Annotated in this window: 21 protein-coding genes; 13 read left to right on the forward strand and 8 right to left on the reverse strand. The window is 43.8% G+C overall.

Annotated elements, in window-relative coordinates:
- Positions 1-2 precede the first annotated feature (2 nt).
- Positions 3-884 (forward strand): phosphoserine phosphatase SerB, encoded by an 882-nt coding sequence (serB, locus tag LEP1GSC194_RS06715; RefSeq protein WP_020772902.1) that lies wholly within the window; start codon positions 3-5, stop codon positions 882-884.
- Here serB and mutS read toward each other — a convergent pair.
- Both mutS and LEP1GSC194_RS06725 read right to left on the reverse strand, forming a co-directional pair.
- On the reverse strand, positions 867-3,413 hold the full coding sequence (gene mutS, locus LEP1GSC194_RS06720; RefSeq protein ID WP_020772767.1) for a DNA mismatch repair protein MutS: 2,547 nt from the start codon (positions 3,411-3,413) through the stop codon (positions 867-869). The genes serB and mutS overlap by 18 nt on opposite strands.
- Positions 3,410-4,060 carry a phosphoribosylanthranilate isomerase gene (locus LEP1GSC194_RS06725; protein ID WP_020772744.1) on the reverse strand — a complete coding sequence of 217 codons (651 nt, stop codon included), beginning with the start codon at positions 4,058-4,060 and terminating at the stop codon, positions 3,410-3,412. The genes mutS and LEP1GSC194_RS06725 overlap by 4 nt, the downstream gene beginning before the upstream one ends.
- Before the next feature lie 102 nt (positions 4,061-4,162).
- Here LEP1GSC194_RS06725 and LEP1GSC194_RS06730 point away from each other — a divergent pair, with 102 nt between their 5' ends.
- Positions 4,163-4,864, forward strand: a complete 702-nt coding sequence (locus LEP1GSC194_RS06730) for a polyphenol oxidase family protein (protein WP_020772844.1) — start codon at positions 4,163-4,165, stop codon at positions 4,862-4,864.
- On the opposite strand, the gene LEP1GSC194_RS06735 is transcribed toward LEP1GSC194_RS06730, so the two are convergent.
- Genes LEP1GSC194_RS06735 through LEP1GSC194_RS06750 form a run of 4 tightly spaced genes read right to left on the reverse strand, consistent with a single transcriptional unit; the run spans position 4,861 to position 9,358 of the window.
- Positions 4,861-5,268 (reverse strand): response regulator, encoded by a 408-nt coding sequence (locus LEP1GSC194_RS06735; RefSeq protein WP_017808703.1) that lies wholly within the window; start codon positions 5,266-5,268, stop codon positions 4,861-4,863. The two genes, LEP1GSC194_RS06730 and LEP1GSC194_RS06735, sit on opposite strands and share 4 nt — an antisense overlap.
- A 16-nt stretch (positions 5,269-5,284) precedes the next feature.
- Positions 5,285-6,361, reverse strand: a complete 1,077-nt coding sequence (leuB, locus tag LEP1GSC194_RS06740; protein ID WP_017808702.1) for a 3-isopropylmalate dehydrogenase — start codon at positions 6,359-6,361, stop codon at positions 5,285-5,287.
- A 16-nt stretch (positions 6,362-6,377) separates the two neighbouring features.
- A complete protein-coding gene (locus LEP1GSC194_RS06745; protein ID WP_020772788.1) occupies positions 6,378-7,598 on the reverse strand; it encodes an aspartate aminotransferase family protein in 1,221 nt (406 codons plus the stop codon).
- Positions 7,595-9,358: a phospho-sugar mutase gene (locus LEP1GSC194_RS06750; RefSeq protein WP_036041651.1), complete on the reverse strand. Its 1,764-nt coding sequence runs from the start codon at positions 9,356-9,358 to the stop codon at positions 7,595-7,597. The genes LEP1GSC194_RS06745 and LEP1GSC194_RS06750 overlap by 4 nt, the downstream gene beginning before the upstream one ends.
- A 92-nt stretch (positions 9,359-9,450) precedes the next feature.
- Between LEP1GSC194_RS06750 and LEP1GSC194_RS06755 the strand changes: the two genes are divergently transcribed.
- Both LEP1GSC194_RS06755 and LEP1GSC194_RS06760 read left to right on the forward strand, forming a co-directional pair.
- Positions 9,451-9,816 carry a hypothetical protein gene (locus LEP1GSC194_RS06755; RefSeq protein ID WP_020772862.1) on the forward strand — a complete coding sequence of 122 codons (366 nt, stop codon included), beginning with the start codon at positions 9,451-9,453 and terminating at the stop codon, positions 9,814-9,816.
- Positions 9,816-10,931 (forward strand): pyridoxal phosphate-dependent aminotransferase, encoded by a 1,116-nt coding sequence (locus LEP1GSC194_RS06760; protein WP_020772802.1) that lies wholly within the window; start codon positions 9,816-9,818, stop codon positions 10,929-10,931. The genes LEP1GSC194_RS06755 and LEP1GSC194_RS06760 overlap by 1 nt, the downstream gene beginning before the upstream one ends.
- Before the next feature lie 134 nt (positions 10,932-11,065).
- Here the strand turns inward: LEP1GSC194_RS06760 and LEP1GSC194_RS06765 are convergent, their stop codons facing one another.
- Positions 11,066-12,109, reverse strand: a complete 1,044-nt coding sequence (locus LEP1GSC194_RS06765; protein ID WP_020772734.1) for a hypothetical protein — start codon at positions 12,107-12,109, stop codon at positions 11,066-11,068.
- Between the two features lie 126 nt (positions 12,110-12,235).
- On the opposite strand from LEP1GSC194_RS06765, the gene rpmB reads away from it, so the two are divergent.
- The 8 genes from rpmB to LEP1GSC194_RS06805 all read left to right on the forward strand — a co-directional run bounded on the left by rpmB (position 12,236) and on the right by LEP1GSC194_RS06805 (position 22,350).
- Positions 12,236-12,520: a 50S ribosomal protein L28 gene (gene rpmB, locus LEP1GSC194_RS06770; RefSeq protein ID WP_017809470.1), complete on the forward strand. Its 285-nt coding sequence runs from the start codon at positions 12,236-12,238 to the stop codon at positions 12,518-12,520.
- Complete coding sequence (locus LEP1GSC194_RS06775; protein WP_036041608.1) at positions 12,468-13,166, forward strand: endonuclease III domain-containing protein; 699 nt, start codon at positions 12,468-12,470, stop codon at positions 13,164-13,166. The genes rpmB and LEP1GSC194_RS06775 overlap by 53 nt, the downstream gene beginning before the upstream one ends.
- 6 nt (positions 13,167-13,172) lie before the next feature.
- Positions 13,173-13,595: an acyl-CoA thioesterase gene (locus LEP1GSC194_RS06780; protein WP_020772855.1), complete on the forward strand. Its 423-nt coding sequence runs from the start codon at positions 13,173-13,175 to the stop codon at positions 13,593-13,595.
- Between the two features lie 5 nt (positions 13,596-13,600).
- Entirely contained in the window at positions 13,601-14,050 is a 450-nt protein-coding gene (locus LEP1GSC194_RS06785; RefSeq protein ID WP_020772904.1) for a peptide chain release factor family protein, read from the forward strand.
- A 149-nt stretch (positions 14,051-14,199) separates the two neighbouring features.
- Positions 14,200-16,029, forward strand: coding sequence for an excinuclease ABC subunit UvrC (gene uvrC / locus LEP1GSC194_RS06790; protein WP_020772813.1), 1,830 nt, complete (start codon positions 14,200-14,202; stop codon positions 16,027-16,029).
- A 50-nt stretch (positions 16,030-16,079) separates the two neighbouring features.
- A complete protein-coding gene (locus LEP1GSC194_RS06795; RefSeq protein WP_173644586.1) occupies positions 16,080-19,109 on the forward strand; it encodes an LIC11755 family lipoprotein in 3,030 nt (1,009 codons plus the stop codon).
- The gene (locus tag LEP1GSC194_RS06800) at positions 19,106-20,542 is read left to right on the forward strand and encodes an LA_2168 family protein (protein ID WP_020772857.1); all 1,437 of its coding nucleotides are present in this window, start codon (positions 19,106-19,108) and stop codon (positions 20,540-20,542) included. The genes LEP1GSC194_RS06795 and LEP1GSC194_RS06800 overlap by 4 nt, the downstream gene beginning before the upstream one ends.
- Positions 20,539-22,350: a phospholipase D-like domain-containing protein gene (locus LEP1GSC194_RS06805; RefSeq protein WP_020772805.1), complete on the forward strand. Its 1,812-nt coding sequence runs from the start codon at positions 20,539-20,541 to the stop codon at positions 22,348-22,350. Before LEP1GSC194_RS06800 ends, LEP1GSC194_RS06805 begins: the two co-directional genes overlap by 4 nt.
- Before the next feature lie 60 nt (positions 22,351-22,410).
- Here LEP1GSC194_RS06805 and LEP1GSC194_RS06810 read toward each other — a convergent pair whose 3' ends face one another.
- Positions 22,411-23,667, reverse strand: coding sequence for an O-antigen ligase family protein (locus LEP1GSC194_RS06810; protein ID WP_331272587.1), 1,257 nt, complete (start codon positions 23,665-23,667; stop codon positions 22,411-22,413).
- On the opposite strand from LEP1GSC194_RS06810, the gene LEP1GSC194_RS23400 reads away from it, so the two are divergent.
- Positions 23,567-23,773, forward strand: a complete 207-nt coding sequence (locus LEP1GSC194_RS23400) for a hypothetical protein (RefSeq protein ID WP_331272586.1) — start codon at positions 23,567-23,569, stop codon at positions 23,771-23,773. The genes LEP1GSC194_RS06810 and LEP1GSC194_RS23400 overlap by 101 nt on opposite strands.
- The last annotated feature ends 61 nt before the right edge of the window (positions 23,774-23,834 follow it).

Genomic DNA, 23,834 nt, shown 5'->3' on the forward strand with positions numbered 1-23,834 from the left:
TCTTGCTCTTAATTCTCACGCAAAACCCCGAAGAGATTCGTAAAGAACTCTTATTAGGAATGGGAGGTTTTGTATCTCTCAAACCGGAGGAGGCGTTTTTGCTTTCCTCGGCTCCGATCCGCACACAAGGATTATGGAGTTGTATCGAGTGGAAGATTTCGAGAAAGCTGGATCGTCTTGAACTGATTCAAATCAGAGAAATATTCGCAAAGAAAAATGCGGATCTTCTGCAAGTGGAGAAATTGCTTGATCCGAAGAAAAAAAGTTTTTTCGCATTCGATATGGACTCCACTTTGATCCGTCAAGAAGTCATAGACGAATTGGCGGGACTTGCCGGAGTTTATGAGGAAGTCGCTTCGGTCACCAAAGAAGCGATGGAAGGAAATCTGGACTTTCAGGAAGCCCTCAAAAAAAGATGTACTCATTTAAAAGGTCTTTCCGCTTCTATTTTTACGGAGCTCTATCAGAAACTGGAGCTGAATCAAGGAGTCGAAAAACTTCTCCGAGGATTGAAAGAAAGGAATAGTCAAACCGCTGTTTTTTCCGGAGGTTTTACGGATATTCTGGAAATTTTTCAAAGAGAATACGGGATAGACGAGGTTCATGCGAATGTTTTAGAAAGAGACAACGGACAACTTTCGGGAAACGTAGTAGGAGACATCGTTGATAAAAATAAGAAACTCGAATATCTGAAAAAAATTCGAGATCGGGAAGGTGTTCATCCCTCTCAAGTTGTTGCGGTCGGCGACGGTGCGAACGATTCTCTGATGTTAAACGAAGCAGGGATTGGAATCGGATTTCACGCAAAAGAAGGTTTGAAAAAACTCATCGTCAATTGGGTGGACTTCGCTCCGATGGACGTTCTTTTATTTTTGTTTTCTTAATTTCTTTTGCAAGTCTTCCAAGGCCTTTAAGGCTTCGATCGGAGTCATCTCTTCCAGTTTCAGTTTTAGAATCGATTCTTCCGTTTCCGAAGGAAGGTTCTTTGGTTCCGGTTCGGAAAAGAGAGAAGGTTGCGCTTCTTGAATTCGAATCTCTTTCTTTTTGGATTCCAGATCGGTCAGAAGTTCGGCGGCCCTTTTTACGATCGGCTCCGGAACTCCCGCAATCTTTGCCACATAGATCCCGAAGGATTTTTTTGCCTTACCGATTTTCACCTTTCGTAAGAATAGGACCTTGTCTTCTTTTTCAAGTGTTTCCAGATAAAGATTGAAAATTCCGCTCAGACGAGAAAGTTCCGTCAACTCGTGATAGTGTGTTGCAAAGATGGTTTTTGGTTTTACGGGCAAAGAAGAAAGATATTCTAGGATTGCCCAGGCGATGCTCATCCCGTCGTAGGTGGACGTTCCTCTTCCCACTTCGTCAAAAAGAATCAGGGAATCTTCGGTGTAGTGGTTCAGAATATTTGCGGTTTCCTTCATCTCAACATAGAATGTGGATTCTCCCGCGGTGAGATTGTCTCCTGCGCCGATCCGAGTGAATAGTTTATCCACGATCGGAAGTTTCGCCGACTTTGCGGGCACAAAGGCTCCCATCTGAAAAAGAATCTGATTGAGAGCGATTTGTCGCATGAACGTGGATTTACCGGCCATGTTGGGCCCAGTTAGAACGGCGATGGCCTTATCCTGCGTATCCAAATAGACGGAGTTCGGAATAAATTCCTGACCGGGAGGAAGGGTCGCTTCCACGACCGGATGTCTGGAATCTCCCAAATCCAGAGAACGATCTTCGGAAAGTTCGGGGCGAATCCAGCCGAATTTGTCCTTGGCGGTTAAAACGGAAATTTGAAAATCCAAATCTCCGATCTCTTCCGAAAAGGAAAGTAAACCCGAAGAATACTTGAGGACTTCTTCGACCATTCGATTGAATTCGGTTCTTTCGATTTCTTGAATGATTTCGTCCGCTTCCAGAATGGTTCGTTCGATCTCCTCCAACTTAGGAGTCGTAAAACGTTCGCTTCCTACGAGAGTTTGTTTTTTGAGATAATCTTTCGGAGCCTGTTCCGCTTGAATCCTGGAAATTTCGATGAAGTATCCAACGATTTTATTATAACGAATCTTTAATGTGTTTAAGCCGGTTCTTTTTTTCTCTTCCGTTTCGAGTTCTAAAATCCAATCCTTTCCTTTGAATCCGGCTTCTCTGGCCTTATCTAACTTTACGGAGAATCCGTTTTTTAAAAACGGACCGTTTCCTAAAATTACCGGAAGGTCCTCGTTCGGATGCAGACGTTCCTCGATGAAATTGGAGAGAGTTTTTAATTCTTCCGAAGGAATCAAAAACGGATAGGAAAGCGTTTCCAATTCCACTTTGAGTTTGATTCCGGTGGAAATCGAATTTAAGATAGAACGAAAATCCCTCGGATAGGCGTTGTTTCCACGGAAACGCGTGAGAATTCTTTCCAAGTCCGCCACGTCCCTGAGCGCGCTCACGAACGGAGCGAGAATCGTTTTTAAAAGAATATCTTGTTTTTCCCAACGCGAATATAAAATCAACGGATCACATTCCGGAAACAGAATTCTCTGTTTGAGAAGTCGTTTGCCTTTTGCAGTATTGCAAAAATTGAATATAGAATAGAGTGTGTGATTTTTTTCCTTTTCGTTTTCTACGAGCTCCAGATTGAGAATCGTTTCCCGATCCATTTCCAAAAACTTTCCGGAGCTCAAAATTCGGGGCTCTCGTAAAACGAGTTTGTTGTCCCGATACGTTTCGCGTATGTATTCGTTCAAATATTGAGAAAGAATTTGGAACGGATCCTTATCCGAAGTTTCTTGTCGATCTTTTAAAACCGTAAATTCTCGATTTTTGAAATATTCCAAATCTTTAAAGAAGGAAATCTCCGATTTAGGAACGCAGATTTCGGAAGGTCTAAATTTTTCCAGTTCCGCGATCAGTCTTTCGAGCCCGGTGATCGATGCGGAGGAGTAGAACACTTCGCCGGTGGAAAAGTCGGCCATCGCGAAGTAGATCAGGCTTTTTTTAAGATGGAGAACGGCGAGGTAGTTGTTTTGAAAACCGGAAAGTAGATTTTCCTCGATCACGGTTCCGGGCGTGATGATCCTGACCACGTCTCTCGTCATCAGTTTAGAACCGGGATCTTCCGATTTGGATTGTTCGCAGATCGCAATCTTTTTTCCCGCATTCAAAAGTCGGGAGATATAGTTGTCCTTGGAATGATAGGGAATCCCGCACATCGGAACCGCATTTTGTCTTTTGGTGAGCGCGATGTCCAAAATGGAAGAGGCTACTTTAGCGTCCTCCAAGAACATTTCATAAAAATCGCCCATTCGAAAAAATAGGATCGTATCCGGAAAATCCTTTTTGATCGCGAGGAATTGTTTCATCATCGGCGTGTTGAGCGCGTCTGCGAGATCGCTCCAGTACTCGGCGGATGTTCCCGTGGTTTCCAAACTCATAAGGCCGATTTTGCGTTCCTGATGAATTGAATCACTTTTTGAGCGTCTTTGATTCCGGGAGAGGATTCGACTCCGCTTGCGACGTCGACTCCGAAGGGTTTTACGCTTTGAATCGCATTGGCGACGTTAGTCGGCGTGAGTCCTCCGGCTAAAAAAAACTTTCTTTCGATTTCTGAAATGAATTCCCAATTGAAAGTTTCTCCCGTACCTCCACCCGCACTTTTGGAATAACTATCGAGGATCAAAAATTCTCCGGGAATGTCTTTTAGATTTTCGTTATACACCGGGGCTTGCACTCGATAAGAGCAAATCTGGCGTTTACCGAGTAATTGTCTCCGATCCGCGGAAGCAAGTTCCGGATCGCCCCAAACCCACTGGACGAGATCGTGATCTAAGGCAGAAATGACGGACTCAACTTCTTCGGGGGAATTTTGATAGAATAACAAGACGATTTCGGGAGAATTCTTTTCTGCTCTGTAGTATTCTACGACTCTTTGAGCGTCGGAAAACGAGATTTTCCTCGGGCTGGAAGCCGCAAAATTCAGACCGATATAATCCGCGCCCTCGTCCTTGCAGATTTTTGCGATTTCTAAGTCTCGAATTCCGCAGATCTTAACCTTTGTTTTTTCGGAAGAATTCGTTTTCATGAGGGAAGTTTTTCCAGTCTTTAGGGAGGGTTTTTTTAGATCACGCACTTTAACATTCTTTAACACTGGTCAATTTTCGCACGGAATGTATTTTCGGATTTCATGGCCTTGTTTCATTCGTTTCCGATTTCCCAAGGTAAAAAAATCAAGATTCTCATTGCGGGAAAGAAGGAACTTCCTTCCGAGTCCTTGGACGTCCAAACTCAAAGAAAGGAAATTTCAAAATTTACCGGAATATCCGAATCGAAGGTTTATATTTTAAATCAGATTCACGGAGACGGAGTCGTCGATCTTTCAAGGATGGAATCCTTTTCTTTTCCGGAAGGAGACGCTTTTTTCGGGAATGAGTCCGGTAAAATTCTCTGTATCAAAACCGCGGATTGTATGCCTTTATTCTTTTGGTCCCTACAAGATTCCGAGTTCGCGGCTATCCATTCCGGTTGGAAAGGAACGTTAGCCGGAATCGCGGAAAAAACTTTGAAACTTGCGTTTACGGATTCGGTTTTGAAAAGCGGATCTCTTTTGGGTTATCTAGGACCCTGTGCGAGCGGATGCAAATACGAAGTCGGAGAAGACGTCGCATCCCAGTTTCGAAAAGAATTTCCGGATTGTCTGAAACAAAACGAGGTTGGTAAAACCTTACTCGATCTGGAATCCTTTTTGAAGTACCGTTTGGAAAAAAATGGAATTCAGGTATTGTTCCGATCGGCAGGGATCTGTACGCTAGAGGAGAGTTCAGATTTCTTCAGCCATCGTAAAAAAGAAGTCGGAAGAAATCTGAATCTGATTTGGAAAGAGGATTAAACTTTGGGAATTTTTTTCATCGCTGCGTTGATCTTTTCCAATACCTTCTCGCGTTTTACCGGTTTTGGAACGTAATCCATCGCGCCTTCGTCGATCAGATTTTTTAAAACCGCAGGAGTATTTTCTTCGGAAACGATCACGATTCTAGGAAGCACTCCTTTGTCCTTGATTTCAAAGAAAGTTGCATATCCGTCCATCACCGGCAGATTGAGATCGAGTGTGATCAAATCCACGAGTCTGTGTTCGTCGTAGAGTTTGACGAGTTCCTTTCCGTTTTCCGCAAATCCGATCACTTGATAACCTTCCGATTCCAAAATTTGCGCCAGCTGTTTGGCTTGAAATCTGGAATTCTCGGCGATCAATACTTGATACGGCCTTCCGTTGGGAGCTACACCTGCTTTCATTTTTTTTTACCTCTTTTTAGAGAAAGGATTCGATTAACTGACCGATTTCTTTGGTTCCGACCACAGTCGATCCCGTTTCCGCGATGTCTCTGGTTCTTTTTCCGGAGGCGATCGTTTTTCGAACTGCGGTTTCTATCTTGCTCGCTTCTTCTTCCATGGAGAAAGAATAACGTAACATAAGTGCGGCGCTGAGAACTTGCGCGATCGGATTGGCTACGCCTTTTCCGGCTATGTCCGGAGCAGAACCGCCGGAAGGTTCGTACAAACCGAATCCCGATTCGGAAAGGGAAGCCGAGGGAAGCATTCCGATCGAACCGGTAATGATCGAAGCCTCGTCGGAAAGGATATCCCCGAACATATTTTCACAAAGAATCACGTCGAATTGTTTCGGATTTACGATGAGCTGCATCGCCGCATTGTCCACATAAAGATGATTCAATTGGACGTCCGAAAATTCTTTCTTATGCAGATCGATTACAACTTCCTTCCAAAAAACGGAAGTCGTCAAGACGTTTGCCTTGTCGATGCTTGTCACTTTATTATTTCTTTTTCTCGCCGCCTGAAATGCGACCCTGGTAATTCTTTCGATTTCCCTTCTCGAATACTTCATCGTGTCATATGCGAATTCTTCCTGTCCCGATCCTTCTCTGCCTTTGGGTTGTCCGAAGTAGATTCCTCCGGTCAATTCCCTTAAGATCAGAATGTCCAGTCCGTCTCCGATGATGTCCGAACGCACCGGCGAAGCGTTTTTCAATTCGGGATAAATGATAGCCGGTCTTAGATTTGCGAATAAATCAAAGTGTTTTCTTAGAGGAAGAAGCGCTCCTCTTTCCGGTTGTTTTTCGGGAGGAAGGTTTTCCCATTTAGGCCCGCCTACGCTTCCGAAAAGAATCGCGGAGGAATCTTCGCAGAGTTTTAGAGTTTCCGACGGAAGCGGATGTCCGGTTTTATCGATTGCGATTCCACCTACGAGTCCTTCTTTAAAATTAAACTCGGAAGCCTTTGCTCCGAGAGCCTTTTTCAAAACGGAGAGGGCTACCTCCATGACTTCCGGTCCGATTCCGTCCCCGGAAAGTACTGCTACGTTTTTCATTCTTTTTTGGATCCTTTTAGTTTTGTTTGAGTACGGATTCTAAGATATCCAGACCTTGATTTAAAAAGTCGGTCGAGATCGTAAGAGGAGGCATGATCCGAATCACGTTATCCGCCGTTGCGTTGACCACGAGCCCCGCTTCCAAACAAGTTTCCGCGATCGGTCTGGAAGGAATTTTCAACTCCACTCCGATATGAAGCCCTTTTCCTCTAACCTCGGAGATCACCGGATATTTTTCCTGCATCTCTTTTAGTCTTGTGAACGCGATATCCGAACAAACGTTTACGTTGTTCAGGATTTCCCTTGTCTGAATGATTCGGATTGTCTCATAGGCGATCGCCGCGGCCAGGTGATTTCCTCCGAACGTGGAGCCGTGAGATCCTTGTGTAAAAAGGTCCTGATATTTTTCAGCAACTATCAAAGCGCCGATCGGAAATCCCGAACCCAGTCCTTTTGCCAGGGTCATCGCATCCGGACTGAAACTCATCGTTTCAAAGGCGAATAACGTTCCCGTTCTTCCCATTCCGGTCTGGATTTCGTCAAAGATCAGGAGCGCTTCGTTCTCTGCGGTCAATTCTCTGGAAAGAGTGAGAAAACTGTTCGACAAAGGAATGATTCCGCTTTCGCCTAAGATCGGTTCTTCGATCAACGCGACGATTTTTCCCTGATATCTTTCAAAGGCGGATACGAGAGCTTCGTCGTTGTTCGGTTCTATGAACTCGATTCCTTTCAGAAGTTCTCCGTAGCCCTTTCTGATTTTTTCCTGACCCGTAAGGCTCATTCCGGAAACGGACCTTCCGTGAAAACTTTTTTCCAGGGAAAGAATGATCGGGTCCTCGATGTTTCTTAAATCCGCATACTTTCTCGCGAGTTTAAACGCTCCTTCGATCGCTTCGGTTCCGGAGTTGGTCAGGAACACCTTTCCCGGAAAAGAATTGAGGATAAGAAGTTCCGCTAGTTTTGCCGCTTCCTCGGAGTAGAATAGATTGGAAGTGTGAAAGAGTTTGTCCGCTTGAGTACGAATCGCTTCGATGATATCCGGGTCCGCGTGTCCTAGGTTTGTGACCGCGACTCCGCAGTGAAAATCGATGTATTGTTTATTATCAAAATCGAATAGAAGTTCGTTGACCCCGTAACGAAACGCTACGTCGTATCTGGAATATGTATTGAGTAGATAGTGCTCGGCGAGTTCCTTCGTGTGTTGAAAAAGTTCCTTGTGTATTTCCGTGTCGTTCATGAGAGTCCTGCCAATGTTAAAAATATTTCTTCGGATGCCTTGATCTCCGAGAGAAGATCTTCGGTAAGATTTCGAATTTCTTCTTTGGACGTCGGAGTTTTTAAACTCTGAAAGGAAGAATAGATTTTGATTTTGGGCTCCGTGCCGGAAGGCCGGATCGTGAGTTTTGCGTTTCCTTCCAGAATCACTTGGATCACGTCCGAGGACGGACAACCCGCAAACGCAGTTTTGGAAGCGCTTCCTTTTACGGTTCGGGTTTTGTAGTCTAGAATCCCGATGATTTTTCTCCGATGAATCTGTTTTCCCAAAAGATCCACGGTCCTTAAAGATTCCAAGGATTTTCGTATCTTTTCCTTGCCCGCGCTTCCTTCCAAGGTGAGGGATTTGAGACTTTCTTGAAACAAACCGTATTTGAGATAGATCTCGTCCATATAGTGTAAAAGATCTTTTTTTTCGGTGAGAATTTCGAGAAGGAGCAACGCGGAAGAAAGAGAATCCTTGTCTCTCACAAAAGATACGGGAAGATAACCGAAGGATTCTTCTCCGCCGAATAGAAAGAAGTCCGTTTTACTTTTGTCTATCTTTGCCATCACCTGAGCGATGAACTTAAATCCGGTGAGAACGTTCTTGTATTTTACATGATTGCGTTTTGCGATGATTTCTTGAAGATCGGTGGTCACGATCGTTTTGATCAAAACGGCCTTTTTCTTTTTTTTACTCGCCGCATAAGCTTCGCAGAGATAAGCCGCCATGATGGAACCGATTTGATTTCCGTTTAATAAAACGTAGTCGCCGTTTCCGTTCTTTACGCCGATTCCGAGTCTGTCCGCGTCCGGATCGGTTGCGATAAAAGCGTCCGCCCCTTTGGCGATCGCAAATTTTTTGGAAAGTTCCATGGCCTCCGGTTCTTCCGGATTCGGATACTTGACGGTAGGGAATTCTCCGTCCGGATCTTTTTGTTCCGGAACTAAAAATACGTTTTTATATCCGAAACCGTTTAAAAGTTCCTTCATCGTTTTGGCGCCGGTTCCGTGTAACGGTGAATAAACGATCTTCATCGCGGCCCTGTCTTTCGATTTTAAGGAAGTGGAAAGAATTCCCGCCTTGGCCAATTCTTTTTTGTAAGAAACAAAACAATCCTTTCCAGCGGGTTTTACCATCTTTTTGTAAAGCGGATCTTTGGGAGAAAGGATGATGATCCGATTCCAATCCGTGATGGACTCGATTTTAGAAATAATTTTTTGATCGTCCGGGGGAACGAGTTGACCGCCGTCGGAAAGATACGCTTTGAATCCGTTGTAATCGGGAGGATTGTGGGAAGCCGTGATGACAACTCCTCCGGACGCTTTGTAATAACGGATCGCATAAGAGAGAAGAGGTGTGGGAGTCACCTCGCTGAAAAGGATCACTTTCACTCCTAAGGACGCCGCGATTCCCGCGGTAACTTCCGCAAATTCCTTGGATCTCCTTCTGGAATCGTATGCGATTACGATCGAAGCCTTTTTGTTTTTTTTGGAAAGATAACTTACGAATCCAAGAGCGGCGCGGCCAACGGTGAACTCGTTCATTCTACCGATTCCGTTTCCGAGTTTGCCGCGCATTCCTCCGGTTCCGAATTCGAGAGGAACCGAAAAGGCTTCCACGTCGGGACCGGATTCTCCGTTGGAAAATTTTTCAAGAGCACGTTTGGCTTCGTCACGAACTCCACTGGGGAAAGGATCTCGCGTCCAAGAATGGATAAAGGATTCGGGATGATTCATAGGATTCCGATTCAATTTTTTTAAGAGGATTAAATTCATAAAAATCGGCTTTCTTTTGAGGTTCAACCCTAATTTTAGCCGATTCATAAAGTATGGAATCTTACGAATTCAATCAGGACGAAAACAGGGAATTTCTGAGGTTGAGCCGAGTATTGAAACTTGCGTCATTCTCTTTTTTCTGCCTTTCCGGTGCGTCATTCTTTTCCGCATTCGTTTCCAAGGATACGAGCAAACTCGTTTTGTTTCTTGCGCCCGGAATTTTGTTTTTGCTCGCGGGGATTTGGAGTTATAGCGCCGCAATTTCTTTTCAAAGAATCACCGATACCAAAGGAGAGGATTTGGATTTTTTAAGAATCGGTCTTCGTAGTTTACGAATTCATTTTTGGATTCAGATTTCTTTCGGATTCTTTGCAATTCTATTTCTTTTGGGAGGGGCCGTCCTTACCCTTGTTTCTTGATGGAACCCGGAGAATTTTGGATCGAAGAACGACTCGAGAAGTATAGAAAGATCGCGCCCTGCAATCTCGGAGAAAGCGGGGTTCGAAATATCACTTTGGGTGAACTGCTTTCGAGCTTGAATCTTTCTCCGGATGTTTTGACTTCGATTTCCCTGGAAGACGCGCCCAACCGAGGGAGTCTCGTCTTAAGAGAAGAAATCGCTAAACTTTATCCCGGCCTCGACGCGGATCGGATTTTGATCACAACCGGAACCGGAGAGGCGCTTTACATTTTATTTCATCTGCTTTGTAAAAGAGGTTCGGTCGTTTCTTATTTACATCCCGCCTTTCAAGCGTTATACGAAATACCGAAGATGATCGGCGCCGTTTTGGAGCCCATTCCACTTTTGGAATATATGGATCAGAGTTCGAGTTCCTATCTTCCGGAATTTTGCGTTTGGGAGTTGTTCGCTCGCGGAAAAAACCTGGTTATTTTCAATCACCCTCAAAATCCGACCGGACTTTCTTTGAGGCAGGATGAAATTAAAAAGATCCGCGAATTTGCCGAGGAACACACGGGATGGATTCTTTTTGACGAACACTATCGGTTTTTGGATTTTCAAAACGACTTGAGTTGGACCGGAGCCGGTCTTACCGAACGTACGGTGAGTACCGGTTCGATCACGAAATGTTTCGGAGTCATGGGGCTTAGAATCGGTTGGATGACGGGGCCGAAAAAACTGATTGAAAAGGCGAGGTCGTTCAAAGACTATCTAACGCATACGGTTTCTCCGATTTCTGAATTTCTCACCTTGAAAATTTTACAAAACCGAGAACGTTTGATTTTTCCGATCAAAACATCCATTTTAGAGAATATTCAATTTTTCGAAACTATATGGAAGGATCTTCCGGGGATCGCCGGTTTTACGAGGCCGGGCGGAGGAGTGGTTTCCTTTCTAAAACTCAAGGAAGGGATTCTTTCCTCCCGATACGCGGACGTTTTGATCGAGCGTTGTGGTGTGTTCGTACTTCCGGGACGGGATTTCGAATGTGAGGGTTGGATTCGGATCGGTTTTGGAGAAAGTCCGGAGAGGTTTCGGTCGGGTTTGGAACGATGGAAAAATTTGAGTCTTTGACGAATGATTCATCCGGAAGAGAATCTCCTCTCCCGCGGAACTGGACTTGATTTCGACAAAGGGCGCGTTTAAAAGTTCGTTTCTATTTTGACGAGATCTTATTCTTGTTTGGTCGCGGTTCCTAACAAATCAAACTAAAGTCCTTTCAAAATTCGTTTTGCAAAAAGCATAGGATGGATCGTAAAAACCGCCCTTTGAAAAAACTCTCCTTTTAAAAATTCGCTTTTCAGAAGGAAACGTTTTCCTCCGACTTGAATGAATTCGGAATCGAAAGAATCTTCGATTTCGCTGTCGATTTGGAATCGAATCTCCTTATTTAAAATCTTAAAAACCTGTTCCTTCGAAGAACTCTTCCACTGAAATTCGTTTGGAAATAAATTTCGCTCTTGTAACCAAAGGGGTAGATTCTTTCTTTCTAATTTAGAAGGAAAGAATGTACCCAAATAATACGACTCCGGTTTTTCCAAGTCCACGCTCTTATCGGATGTTTCTCTGAGATAACCTTGTGCGTAAAGATCGCAAAACGCAAGTTCTGGGGAATAGGACTCTTCATAAAATTCCTGTTTGGAAAAGGAGGCCGCTCTTGCAGAGATAAAACGGAGTTTGATTTTTTTGGAACCGCCGAACGGAATCCAAGAAAGCGGAAGTGACGATTTCCATTCTTCCCAAGGAAAGAATTCTTCCCAAAGAATCATAGAATGAAGATACAATCGATACGGATTCGGGGAGGCCGCGCTTATGAAGTCGGGAAAAGTTTCGATCGGAACCGAATCGAATTTCTTTTTAGAAAAAAGTTTTTTCCAAGGTTTCTCATTTAAGGTATGTAAGGATTTATGTAATAGCTTCCAAATCCGGTACTTTGTCTGTTCCGGGAATCCGGAATGAAGTTTTTGTCTGATCCGAACCTTTTTCTTTCCGCCTGCAAACGCGGTCATATCCACTTCCGAATCCGAACCAAAGATAGGAGGGATTCCGTTTTCCAAAGGAAGTTTGGTTTCATAGAGAAGATGCTGAACGTCTCTAGGATCTACGACTTGTTCTTTGGTAAATTCCGGATGGACGATGGGGAGAAGTCGACGTTCGATTCGGATTTTTCTACTTTGAAAGAAAGGTAGAACATTCACCTTCCAGATACGATCCAGCCAGAATTGAAAGTTTGTGAAGGCGGGTCTGAACATCGGGGAAAGGTTTGATTGGCAGTCTTTTTACGAGTCGCAAGATTTTCCATACAAAATTCTACTTAAACGCCAGAAAATCGGCGGAAAGGTTGACAGCGAAAAGGATCGATCGATTCTGTCCTTACTATGGCGAGAAGATGTGAAGTAACCGGGAAAGGCACCGTCTCTGGGAATAACGTTTCCCATTCCCACATTAAAACAAGAAGAACCTGGAAGATAAATCTTATCAAAAAAAGAATCTTTCTGGAAGATGAAAACCGCTGGGTTACGGTTCGTCTTTCTACCAGAGCTCTTCGTACTCTGAGAAAAAAAGGAATTAAGGCCGCCATCAAAGATAACGGCGGATCCTTGGGCGTTCTTGCTCCGAAAAAATACGCGGGAATTGCAAAACAGGTCCCTAAAAAAGCCTGATCCTGCGTTTCTAAAGTGGTTTTCCCGAATCTTTTCTCTTTTAGGAAAAGAGTTCGGGGAGGTCGTCACTCCTCTTCATTTCCGACAAGACTATGAGCTCGCGATTGCGGTAATTCTAAGCGCGCAATGTACCGACGAGCGAGTCAATCAAGTCACTCCGGCGCTTTTTAAAACCTTTCCTTCCTTAAAATCGTTTGCGAACGCGGATATTTTCGAGCTCGAAAAATTAATCTTTTCCACGGGTTTCTACCGCAATAAGGCAAAGTCCATTCAGGGTTTTGCTAAAAAATTGATAAACGACTTTGACGGTAAAATCCCCAAGACAATTGCGGAGCTTATTACACTTCCCGGATTCGGCCGTAAAACCGCAAACGTCGTTTTGTCCGAGGTTCACGGACTCGTGGAAGGAATCGTAGTCGACACGCACGTCAATCGTATTTCGAAAGTTCTCGGGCTGACTACAAAGAGCGATCCCGTCCGAGTGGAAAAAGACCTGATGGCGCTTCTTCCCGAAAAATATTGGAGAGATATTTCCTTGTATCTGATCTTTTTGGGAAGAAAAAGTTGTAAGGCACATCGAAGATTTTGCGAAGAATGTATATTAAAAAAGGATTGTCCATCGTCCTCGGTCGCCAAAGGAGTTTAGAATATTATGGAAGTGTTTATCGATCAAAAGTTGGAAGGAATGGAACTCGCGACTCAGCATATCGTGATGTCCAGGGATCTCAATCAACACGGTTTTCTTTTCGGAGGCCAGATGCTCGCTTGGATCGACGAGGGTTGCGCCATGTATGTGATGGAAAAAATCCGCTATTCGAACATTGTCACCGTGAGTATGGCCGACGTCGTGTTTAAAAGCCCCGGACTTCTGGGAGATATCATCCAGATCTTTTCCAAAATCGATCGGGTCGGAAACAGTTCGATCACGATTCGAAACACTTCCATCGGCAAAAGTCAAAGTAGAAAAGAGCTCAAAGAAATCATCGATTGCAAGATTACTTATGTTTGTCTGGATGAAAAAGGGAAGCCGTTTCCTTATTTTCGGGATCATTTCGAACTTCAGGATCTGAAGTAATTTTTATGGCTTCTCGTTTTCCCGTTTCGGTCGAAAAAGAATACAAACTTTTGGAACTCATGGAGGTTCTTAAAGTGAAGGAGGAAGAACTCGAGGAAAGTTTTACGAGAAGCGGGGGAAGAGGCGGACAAAACGTTAACAAGGTTTCCACAGCCGTTCATCTCAAACACAAACCCACGGGAATCGAAGTCAAATGTTCCCTTTATAGAACCCAAGGTCTGAATCGTTATAAAGCGAGAGCGATTCTTTGTGAAAAAATTCAGGAATGGAATCATAAGACGCAAGGTGTTATAAGCGACGATCAAAAGAAGTCGATTCGTAACAAACAAAAGGACGCAAAACGAAAGAAGGAAAAGTATTCCAGAAAAAGCCGGGATTCTTCCTCCGTTCTTTTGGAACCGGAGGAAAGTTTTGAAGTTGAATCGGAAAATTCCGAAAGTTTAAACGAAGAATGAATGTCTTTGAATCAAAGTCGGAACTCCGACAAGTTTATTTAAGATTCAAGTGCCTTGTGAATCGATTATGGCAAACATCGGGCGTCTAAAGAACGATACGCGATGTTAGAACCTAACCACTATCCAATGACATCCGATTCCTAATACCTATGCCTGAAATTTTCAATCATACTTTGATTCTGGAAAAGATCAGAAACCTAGGCGCCTTGCCCGGTTGTTATCTTTGGAAGTCCAAAAAAGGCGAGGTTTTGTACGTAGGCAAGGCTAAAAATCTAGACAAACGAGTCCGCAGTTATCTCAAAGAAAATCATCCGGACGTAAAAACCAGAGTGTTGCAAAGGGAAATTTTCGACCTCGACTGGATCGCTACCGGAACCGAAAAAGAAGCCCTGATCTTAGAAGCGACCCTCATCAAAAAACACAATCCTCGTTTTAACGTCCGTCTCAAGGACGACAAAAAATATCCGTATATCTGCGTCTCTTTATCGGAAGCTTTTCCGATGGTTTATATCACAAGAAAACTCAAGGACAACGGAGACCGTTATTTCGGTCCTTATTCGGACGTTAAGTCCACGAGAGAAACGTTAGACATCATTTTAAGAATTTTTCCGGTTCGTAAAACGAGACAGGTCCTTCCGTTACCGAAACCCAGAAGACCTTGTTTGAACTTCGACATGGGGCGTTGCCTCGGTCCTTGCCAGGGAACGATCCCCGTCGAAGATTATAAAGTTGTAATAGACCAGGTCGTTCAATTTTTGGAAGGTAAAAAAGAATCCCTCGCAAGCGACCTGAGTATCAAGATGTCCGGCGCTTCCGATCGGATGGATTTTGAAAAAGCGGCCCGTTATAGGGATATGCTCCAGAGAATTCAAAACTTCCGTGAAAAACAAACCGTGGTCAGCACGGAAGGCGGAGACGAAGACGTGATCGGTTTTGCGAGAAAACAAGACGAAGGTCAGGTTGTTCTCCTCGAAGTGCGGGACGGAAGATTGGAAACGAAAAAATCGTTTCCGATTCAAGGGGTGCAGGACGCGGAAGATTCGGAAATCCTCGGAGCTTTTTTTAGGGATTATTATTTAAACGCGGCTTTGGTTCCCCCTACGATTTTTGTGCCGACCGATATTCAGGAAGAAATTTCCGCTGTCCTGGATGTGCTTCAGGAGAAAACCGGCTTCAGACCCAAACTCAAATCTCCTCGCGGGGGAGATAAACGTTCTCTTTTAAAAATCGCTGAGAAGAACGCGGAGCTGGGTCTTACCGAAAGAATGCTCGCGACTCATTACAGGGATCAAACCGCTTCTTTGAAAGAAATCCAGGAAATGTTTTCTTTGGAACGTCCTCCGCATATCATTGAATGTTACGATATCAGTCATTTTCAAGGTTCGCAACCGGTCGCGAGCGGAGTGATGTTTGTGGAAGGAAAACCTTTCAAACAAGGATATAGAAAGTATAATATGCGCGGCTACGAGGGAATCAACGATCCCGGAATGATCCACGAAGTGATCTCCAGACGTCTGCAAAGAATCATCAACGAGGAAGGAGTTTTCCCGGATCTTATCGTAATCGACGGAGGACCGACGCAGTTGGCTAAGGCTTGCGAGGCCGCGGTGGAAGCGGGAGCCGAAGGAATTCCGATGGTCGGTCTTGCTAAGAAAAGAGAAGAAATTTATTTTCCCGGAGACAACGAACCTTTCATCTTCGATATGAATTCTCCCGGAATGAAACTTTTGCGTCATCTCAGGGACGAGGCCCATCGATTCGGAGTCACTCATCATAGAAGCCGCAGAAACAAGGAAACGATGCGCGCGCTCATCCAAGAAGTTCCGGACATCGGATTCAAAAGAAGTAAACTGTTGCTCCGACATTTTTCGGGGGAAAAGAAAATCGAAGACGCGACGAAGAAAGAACTCCTTGCGATTTCCGGAATCGGGGAAAATCTCGCCGAAAAAATTCTAAAACAACTTCAAAAAAAAGAATAAAATTCAAAACGTTCTGCATGTTTCCGGAACCGTATCGGGCGGAGGGAAACATGAAACTCAAATCCGTTTTCGCTATTACGCTTCTTCTTTTCGGGCTCGATTCCTGTCGCGGGAAAGGAAATTCGGCCTTTCTTTTTCCGATCACAAACGCGGGAGAATTCAAACTTTTTTACGAACCGATGAACACGGTCGTTTCGGAAAGTGAAATTTTCGAAGAATGGAAGGACCCGAGTGTTAAAATCCGAACGGCTCCCGGAATCGTCTGTTTATTCGGCGGGACCGTTTCCGTATTCGGGATTTCCGTTTGTTTTCCCGATCGCCAAGGAAATATTGAATTAGAAATCCAAAATATTCTAAAATTCTGGAATACTCATTTTGAATCCAGGACGGATCCTACTTTTTTCGATTTTTCGAATAACGGACAGGCGAGCGTAGAAATCCGGCAAAACCCGGATCTTCTCGAAGATATAAACGAGGATTGGTTCGTTCTTTCCGGTTCGAAAGAATTGGATCGGATGCTCAAAAAGGAAAAGTTTCCGGAAGAAAACTGGGTCAGCGTTTTTTCCGAGAACTCGATCGTAAGACCCCATTCCACAAACGCGTTCATCGGTTTTAGCATTCTGGCGACGAGCGGAAGGATCCGAATTCTGTTTTCTTCGGGAGATTTTCTTTCTTCTAAAAACACTCTTGTCGTAGAGATTCCGGGTGACGCGTCGATTCTTTCCGAGTTTTTTTCGGAAATTCAAAAACAAAATCTTAGGATTACGAGCCTTTGCCAATCCGATCTTCCGGTTTTGAGCGAAGTTTTCGGAGGAACCGAATCTTCGATCGGAAGGTTTTTGGAGTTTAATAATCCCGGAAAAGATCCGATTTGTTTTCAAGATTTAGAGCTAAGGACCGCTTCGGGAACTCATTCTCTTTTCACAGGAGTTCAATTTTTGATTCCGGGTGAATCGATTCTCAAAGTGGAAACGGGGAGCGTTCTTCCCGGCCTCGAGTCCGTTGCCTTTTCTTGGTCGGACTTGAAGAAAAAAGGAAATTGGGTCCTTAAGTCCAAGGACTTGGAGCGCGTTTACGAAAACTCCGAGAAAACTTTCTCGGAGGGTGGAAGATATTATTCTTCAGAGGATAATTTTTATTCCATCTGCTCCGACTTTTTTCTTTCGAAGAGTCTAGAACGTTTTTGTATGAACCCCGGCTTTGCGGTTCGAAATCAAGTTGCAACTCCGACTTCAAGGGAGAACGCTCAAAACGTTTTGCCTTTTTGTAACGCCGATTCGTTTCAAATCGAGGAAGCGAATTTTACCGGCTTGTATCTGGACGGAAAAATCGATTCCAAACAAAAGTTTATCGATTTTGAATATTCCGGAAATCAAATCTGCAATCCGAATTCCCTATCCTTGGAAAACGACGGAAAGGAAATTCCGGTTTGGTTGGAATCCCGATCTTTAAAACCCGGAGACATTCTTACGTTGGGAAAAAAGGATTTTTTGCCGGAAAATATCGCGGTCTCCTTATCCTCATTAACGGATTTTGAATTCGGAAAATCCCTTCTTCTGAAGGATCGAGCCGTAAAAAAAATCAGAACTCTTTCGAGTGATTTTTTAGAAACCCCGGTTTTGAAAAGAACGGAAGGTTCCGTCGTTTCTCTCTTGTTGAGGGAAAATACCTGGGTTGCACACCCGATATCCTTTTCGCAAACTCTTCTACCGGAAATTCAAAATTCTCATTTTATGAATCCGGGAAGAAAAACGGATCTTGCGGATTCTTATCGAAAAGGTTTTGCGGAGATTTCCGAAATTTCTTGGATGGGTTCTTATGACGGAACCGTGTCTGTGAGTGCGGATCGTTTTATCGAAATCGATTCCGCTTCCGTAACTTCTAAGATTCTGGAAGTTTTCTCCGGAAATAAAAGCTATCGATTCATTCTACCTTTGAAACCGGGAAAGAATGTGCTCTCAATCGGCAAGTTGGTTTGTTTTCCCAAGGTCGAGACTTGGATCGTTCCCGAGTTGAGTTTGGGAAGTACGGGAAAAATTAGAATTCTGTCCGCGGATGGAAATGCGGAAAACGATTGGATACTTTGGGATTCCCAAGGCAGGATGGGAATCAATTCCGTTTCACAAAAGTTACGAAGATCCGCCGTCAGAATCCGAACCTTGTCCGGTGCGAGTGTTTGGAAAAACAGTGCGTTTTCAGATCCTTCCTCCCGAAAAACAAGTTGTACCGGAACACAAGCAAGCCCGGAACTTGAAAATTCCAGTCTCCCTTTTTTTCAGAAAGAATATTCAGAAAACTTAAATTCTACTTTGAATCCATGGATCAGTTTCAACTTTGATCGAAGGAATACGAACACCAACTCGATCGATGTCTTTACGTTCCAACCGAACGGTTCCGTTCGACTTTCAACTTCCCCGTTTTTAAATTTATGGAGCGATCTTAAGCACACAATTTTAGAATTATTGAATATTAAAAAAGAGGTTTTGAACTATCTCGTTCCCGTTGGGGGCGAGGAACTTGTCGGGATTCCCGGTTCTTCCGGGGTTTTGATTTCAGCCGTTTATCCCAATCCCTCCGTGTCGACTAACGAATGGTTTACGATCTGCAATCGAGGTTCGGAGCCTGTGGACGTTCGCAGTTTGGAGATTCGGGACAGTTCCGCTTCCGATCGTTTGGTGGAATATTCCTTTCGTTTTGGGGCCAATCTTCCGGTTGGCTGGACGAATTACAATCCGAATGTTTGGTCCTTTGCGGATCGTTTTTTAAATCCGGGAGAATGCGGTTACGTTCTTTCTCCGAATTTTAAAAACGAATCCGTTCCGTTTTATTCCGCTACGTTTCGAAAAGTTTTTACCATCGATAAGACGACTACGATCGGAAACGGAATCGGCAAGAACGAAGGATTGGATCTCTTTCAGGAAATTCAAGGCGGCTTCGTTCACATTCACAGTTATGGAAATCAATTCTCTCCGTTTCCGTTCCAGATCGACGCGGATACGGACGATCTGATCCTTCTCAAACCGAATCGTTCCGGCGACTCTTCCTCCGACTATGAGGTTGAAAAGAAGGGAAGTCTATGAAGAAACTTTTCGTATATTCTTTTTTTATAATGTTTTTTCCGGCTTCAGCCTCCGAAAAAAATAACGGTTGGACTCAAGTTTCCTGGATGGGTTGGGGGTTGGCGGGAAGTCAAAAAACTTCCGGTCTTTCGCAATCGAAAGAGGATAGGACTCTCAAGGAGTTACGAATCAATTCCTCCTTGTTCCACGCGGGAATCGATCGAGGTCTCGAAACTTCTCGTGTGAACCTAAGGTTACAGGCGGATTGGATCGTTTCCGGCGAGTCCAAACTTGCCTTCTTTGCGGGTAGAAATTTATTTTTAGAATTTAAAAAGGAGAATGTTTCTCTGATCGTCGGCAGGGTCGGGGAAGAAATGAAAACGTCCGCGTTTACGGATTGGATGGATGGAACGGATGGGATTACGATCAAATCAAATCTCGGCGAGCTCGGACACGTTCGTTTCGATCTTTTTGATTTTTATTCGGGTTATTCCCTCTTTGAAAAGAACGGATTGAAGAATACGATTTTAAACACGAAAAAGGGCAAATTCGATTCCGAGAAAGGGTCCGCCTATGTCGATTCTGAAAAAGTAGAAGTTGCAACATCGGATATATTCAAAAATCGTTATCGAGGCGGAGTGAGTTATCGTTACGATCTTCCTTATTTGGAAACCGGGTTTCGTTTTCAATATCTCAATCTTCAAAACTGGGGAAGATATACAAACGATTTGATTTCGGAGACGGAAAACGTTTCTTCAGGGGATCGGGATTATCTTACTCATTCTACGCTGGAACTGAAGCTGAAGTTTTTTTGGTTTCACTGTTTTTTTTCGGGGATTTTGGCGAGAGGCCAGGACAAGACCGGCTGGAATCGAGTGCGAAACGCAAGCGCGATTCCCGTCACGGGAGAAGCCGTTTTGATTTCCGTCGGGGCCGTTCGAAATTCTTGGAAGTTCGACGCCTTCGGTTTTCTTCCCGATCGAGATCGAAGAAGCGAAAATGGGGAGGTTTTGGAACTCGGTTTTATCGGAATGGGCTCTTCTCCTTCTCCCGTCTTCAGTACGAATCAGAGTTTGGATTTTTATCCTTCCGCTTGGATTACGGACCGGGGTTTGGAAAAACAATTCGGAATTCAGGGCGGAAAACGACAATCCGCGTGGACCGGAATCAATTTAGAATATCATGAATCTCTCATTCGATTTCGTTTGTATGCAGCCTCCTATTTTTTTCTTTCCGACACACAAGGGAATTCTGGCGCGCTTACGATTTCCAGGGATAGTTTTCAAAAGGGTTATCTCAAGGAAACCCTGATCCAAGCGTTGATGTATTTTCCTTCCGAAAATACGAAGTTTGATTTTTCCTATTGTAAAGTTTCTTTGGGGGGTTCTTGGAGCGATTCGGATAACGCAAAAAAGGAATACTTTTTTCAAATCGTTTCGGGAGTCGTTTTATGAGAAAAACCTCAAACGATTTCGGCTTCCTTCTTCCGTGTATCTGCTTTCTTCTCCCGTCTATTTTATTTTTGACGACTTGTTCTCCTATGCGAAAATCCGAATTTTTTTGGTTGGAATGGGGAAGAACGCGTAAAGTGGAAACTAACTTTTCGTATCCGGGACGTTACGTTCCTACTTTCAAAAAAAGGAATGTACGAGATAAGATTTTAGGGCTCATAGAAAACGCGGAATTTTCGATCGATCTTTGGATTTATTCTTTCGAAGATCCGGAGATCCTAGACGTTTTGAAAAAAGCGAATGCAAGAGGGGTTACGATTCGAATGACGGCCGATCCCGAAAAGGATTATCCGGACGAGTTGAAAAATCTCGGCATGTTTCGAAGATGGGAAAGATCCGGTTTACAACATTCTAAAATACTCATTGTGGATCGTAAGAAAGTTTTTTTGGGATCCGGAAATTTCACTTGGTACGGTCTCGAAAACGATCTGAACGGTTACGTTTCCTTCGATCTTTTCGATTCCGAAATAAAAGACTTCTATTCCTTTTTGGAGGAGGATAGGGGTATCACTTCGCTTAACATTTCTCCGTTTCAATTTTACATTTCTCCCGAAAAGGGACGATTGATTCAAAATCTGATTTTGAGAGAAGTCGATCGCGCTCAAAACGACGTTCGATATTTGATCTTCGATCATTTCGATTCCGTTCTGACTTCCAGGTTCGCTTTGGCGGATCGTCGGGGCGTGAATGTGAACGGTATTTACGATTCTCCCGTGGATAAGGAAGGAAAGTATCTTGCGGACGCATTTAGAAATCCAAACTCCCAGATCATGGGCGATGGAAATGAAGAGGTAATTGCAACGGATTCTTTCGGTAAGGGCGGGCTTTTGCATCATAAAACGATGATCGTGGACGGCAAAACCTTGATTTCCGGTTCGTATAATTTTTCGATCAGTGCGAGAGACAGTAATCGGGAGATTCTCTTTAAGACGAGCGATCCGTATTTGATCGACGCTTACACAAAAGAATGGGAACGAGTTCGCGATACGGCGATTTCCTACAGGCCGATTCCGTTCTCGGCGGAAGAGATTTCGTCTAACGTTTACTTCGGTTATTCCGAAAATTCGATTCCGGTCGGAGTCGAACAAACGATCTGCAGAACCGATACGACGAAGGAAGAATCTTTCTACTTAGAATCGGGGATAACGTTTTTGACTTCGATCTTAGAATATACTTTTCCTCCGACGCAGTCCTGCAAAGACGTTTCGGATTTTACATCGTCTAGCAGCGGTTTTACGGGAAAAAGAACCAATCATCCGGTCAAAACGAAACATTTTAGAGAGAACGGGGTCCTGAGGACAAAAGACGGGAAAGTTTTGTTTGCATCGGAAACGAACGACTCTCAAACGGGTTTTGAACACAAACCCGTATATTTATTTATGCCCGAGTTTTATTCCATTCAATCGGGAAATTTGTTTTTTCCGCAGAAACTGACCGAATTGAAAAGTCCGATCTCCGTTTTATTCTATCAACGAGGAAACGGACCGTCTACAATCCCTTGGAGCACATCGGGAAATAATCTTTCGGTGGTTCCTCATTCGACAGAGGGAATGATTTTTTTGGAATACGAGTCGTTCTTTTTTGCATTTTGTTTTCAGGAATATTCAAAAAAAGGAATGGAATATACGGAATTGATCCGGGAGATTTTTTCCTACCGGGAGGATATTCTCTCGCCTAAGGTTAATTTTCAGGCCGAAACGGTTCCAATCGACAACATGAGAAAATTCGAAACCTATTGTTATCGATATTAAACGGACATCGTTTCGGATGATCAAAGAAACAAATATCTAAACGACCGACTGATAGACGACTTAAACTGGAGCGAAGGATTCTTCTTTGGAAAATCTTAAAAAAAGACCGTAAAGAATCCAAAATAAAATCACGACTTCGTCGTCTTGAAAATAACACTGAAAGAGTCCGGAAAAGAAAAAACCGGACAATCCGAAAAAATATAAGGAACGTTCATACGGAAGTTTTGTCGTAGTCAACTTCCGATACAATACGGTTCCCAAAGAAAGAAAAAGGAAAACCGCCGGAAAACCGAAAACCGCAAAAAGATGAAAGTAATCGTTGTGCGCGTGTCCCCTTTGAGTCGTTTCGTAAAAGTAGTAGAGTTCCCTGTACTTTTCGGAATGTTCCATTCTGGATTTTTCAATCTCTCGGTTGTAGTTTCCCGGTCCGACTCCGATGAGCGGGTTTTCTTGGATCAAAGGAAATGTGGAATCCCAAATAATCGTTCTTCCGGAATCCGTATGTTTTTCCTTTCCAAAAAGAGGATCGATGATCTTTTGACCCGCCTCGGTAAAGGAAAGCGCGATTCCCACGAGAAGCAGAAATACAAGAACACCGCTCGCAAAGAGTAAAATTTTTGCGGTGGGTAATTCTTTACGGACGATTCCCAGTATGAGAAAAGCGGTGATCGAGGAAAAAATCGCGCCCAACATAGAGGACCTGGCGTTGTTCAAAAAGACTACGTAGAGAAAAAATAAAAGTATGATTCCTTGAATTCCCGCCTTTTTGAAATTTTTATCGAAGAAGGATTTCAAAAAAAGAAACACGGGCACGGGAAAGAAAAATTGTAAAAGCCCTCCGAAGGTTAGATGCGTATTCATCAAACCGATCGGAAGATAAAGAGACAATCCTCCGACATGACCCATGGGATGAGTGAACTTCCAACTGGAAGATTCCCGATACAAATCGCTTACGAGTCTGGAAAGACGAACGGGCGAGAAACTGGAAATGAAACCGGTAACGAGTAGGATCCAAAAGAGGACGTTGAGAGCTTTGAGAACCGTAGGAAATTCTTCCTTTTTTAAGTTCCAAGCGAGGATAAGTCCGATGAAAAGAAAAATATCTTTGAGTTCCGCGCTAAACGCAGTCTTAAAGTAAGTTCGAAAACTTTCTTCCCGAAAAGAATGAACTGCGAAGTCGTTCAAATACCATCCGAAAAACAAAACTCCGATAAGGATCGCGGGCTCTTTCCAAAATCCGGAAGTTTTAGAAGAGAATAACGAGGTTAGGAAGGCAAGAATTAAAAATCCTTGGCTAAGAGATACGGATAGACCGATGGTTACAATACTTGCACAGAATAAAAAAAGAGTGATTTTTCTAAGACGTTCGGGCATCTTCTCTAATCGATTGAAGCCCAGATTCTGCACGACCTGGGAATTGTAAATTCGATATTTTCTTTCAGTCACATTGGATTTCGATAAGTCCGTAAGTGAGGAGATCCTAG

It is taken from the genome of Leptospira alstonii serovar Sichuan str. 79601, from assembly GCF_000347175.1.
In the GTDB taxonomy this organism is placed as follows: Bacteria; Spirochaetota; Leptospiria; order Leptospirales; family Leptospiraceae; genus Leptospira; species Leptospira alstonii.

Coding starts and splice junctions, on each gene's coding strand:
- LEP1GSC194_RS06760 (WP_020772802.1), top strand. CDS start 9,816: ATGGAACCCGGAGAATTTTGGATCGAAGAACGACTCGAGAAGTATAGA.
- rpmB (WP_017809470.1), top strand. CDS start 12,236: ATGGCGAGAAGATGTGAAGTAACCGGGAAAGGCACCGTCTCTGGGAAT.
- LEP1GSC194_RS06765 (WP_020772734.1), bottom strand. CDS start 12,109: ATGTTCAGACCCGCCTTCACAAACTTTCAATTCTGGCTGGATCGTATC.
- LEP1GSC194_RS06805 (WP_020772805.1), top strand. CDS start 20,539: ATGAGAAAAACCTCAAACGATTTCGGCTTCCTTCTTCCGTGTATCTGC.
- LEP1GSC194_RS06730 (WP_020772844.1), top strand. CDS start 4,163: ATGGCCTTGTTTCATTCGTTTCCGATTTCCCAAGGTAAAAAAATCAAG.
- LEP1GSC194_RS06735 (WP_017808703.1), bottom strand. CDS start 5,268: ATGAAAGCAGGTGTAGCTCCCAACGGAAGGCCGTATCAAGTATTGATC.
- leuB (WP_017808702.1), bottom strand. CDS start 6,361: ATGAAAAACGTAGCAGTACTTTCCGGGGACGGAATCGGACCGGAAGTC.
- LEP1GSC194_RS06725 (WP_020772744.1), bottom strand. CDS start 4,060: ATGAAAACGAATTCTTCCGAAAAAACAAAGGTTAAGATCTGCGGAATT.
- LEP1GSC194_RS06795 (WP_173644586.1), top strand. CDS start 16,080: ATGAAACTCAAATCCGTTTTCGCTATTACGCTTCTTCTTTTCGGGCTC.
- LEP1GSC194_RS06785 (WP_020772904.1), top strand. CDS start 13,601: ATGGCTTCTCGTTTTCCCGTTTCGGTCGAAAAAGAATACAAACTTTTG.
- LEP1GSC194_RS06800 (WP_020772857.1), top strand. CDS start 19,106: ATGAAGAAACTTTTCGTATATTCTTTTTTTATAATGTTTTTTCCGGCT.
- LEP1GSC194_RS06755 (WP_020772862.1), top strand. CDS start 9,451: ATGGAATCTTACGAATTCAATCAGGACGAAAACAGGGAATTTCTGAGG.
- mutS (WP_020772767.1), bottom strand. CDS start 3,413: ATGAGTTTGGAAACCACGGGAACATCCGCCGAGTACTGGAGCGATCTC.
- uvrC (WP_020772813.1), top strand. CDS start 14,200: ATGCCTGAAATTTTCAATCATACTTTGATTCTGGAAAAGATCAGAAAC.
- LEP1GSC194_RS06750 (WP_036041651.1), bottom strand. CDS start 9,358: ATGAATCATCCCGAATCCTTTATCCATTCTTGGACGCGAGATCCTTTC.
- LEP1GSC194_RS06780 (WP_020772855.1), top strand. CDS start 13,173: ATGGAAGTGTTTATCGATCAAAAGTTGGAAGGAATGGAACTCGCGACT.
- LEP1GSC194_RS06745 (WP_020772788.1), bottom strand. CDS start 7,598: ATGAACGACACGGAAATACACAAGGAACTTTTTCAACACACGAAGGAA.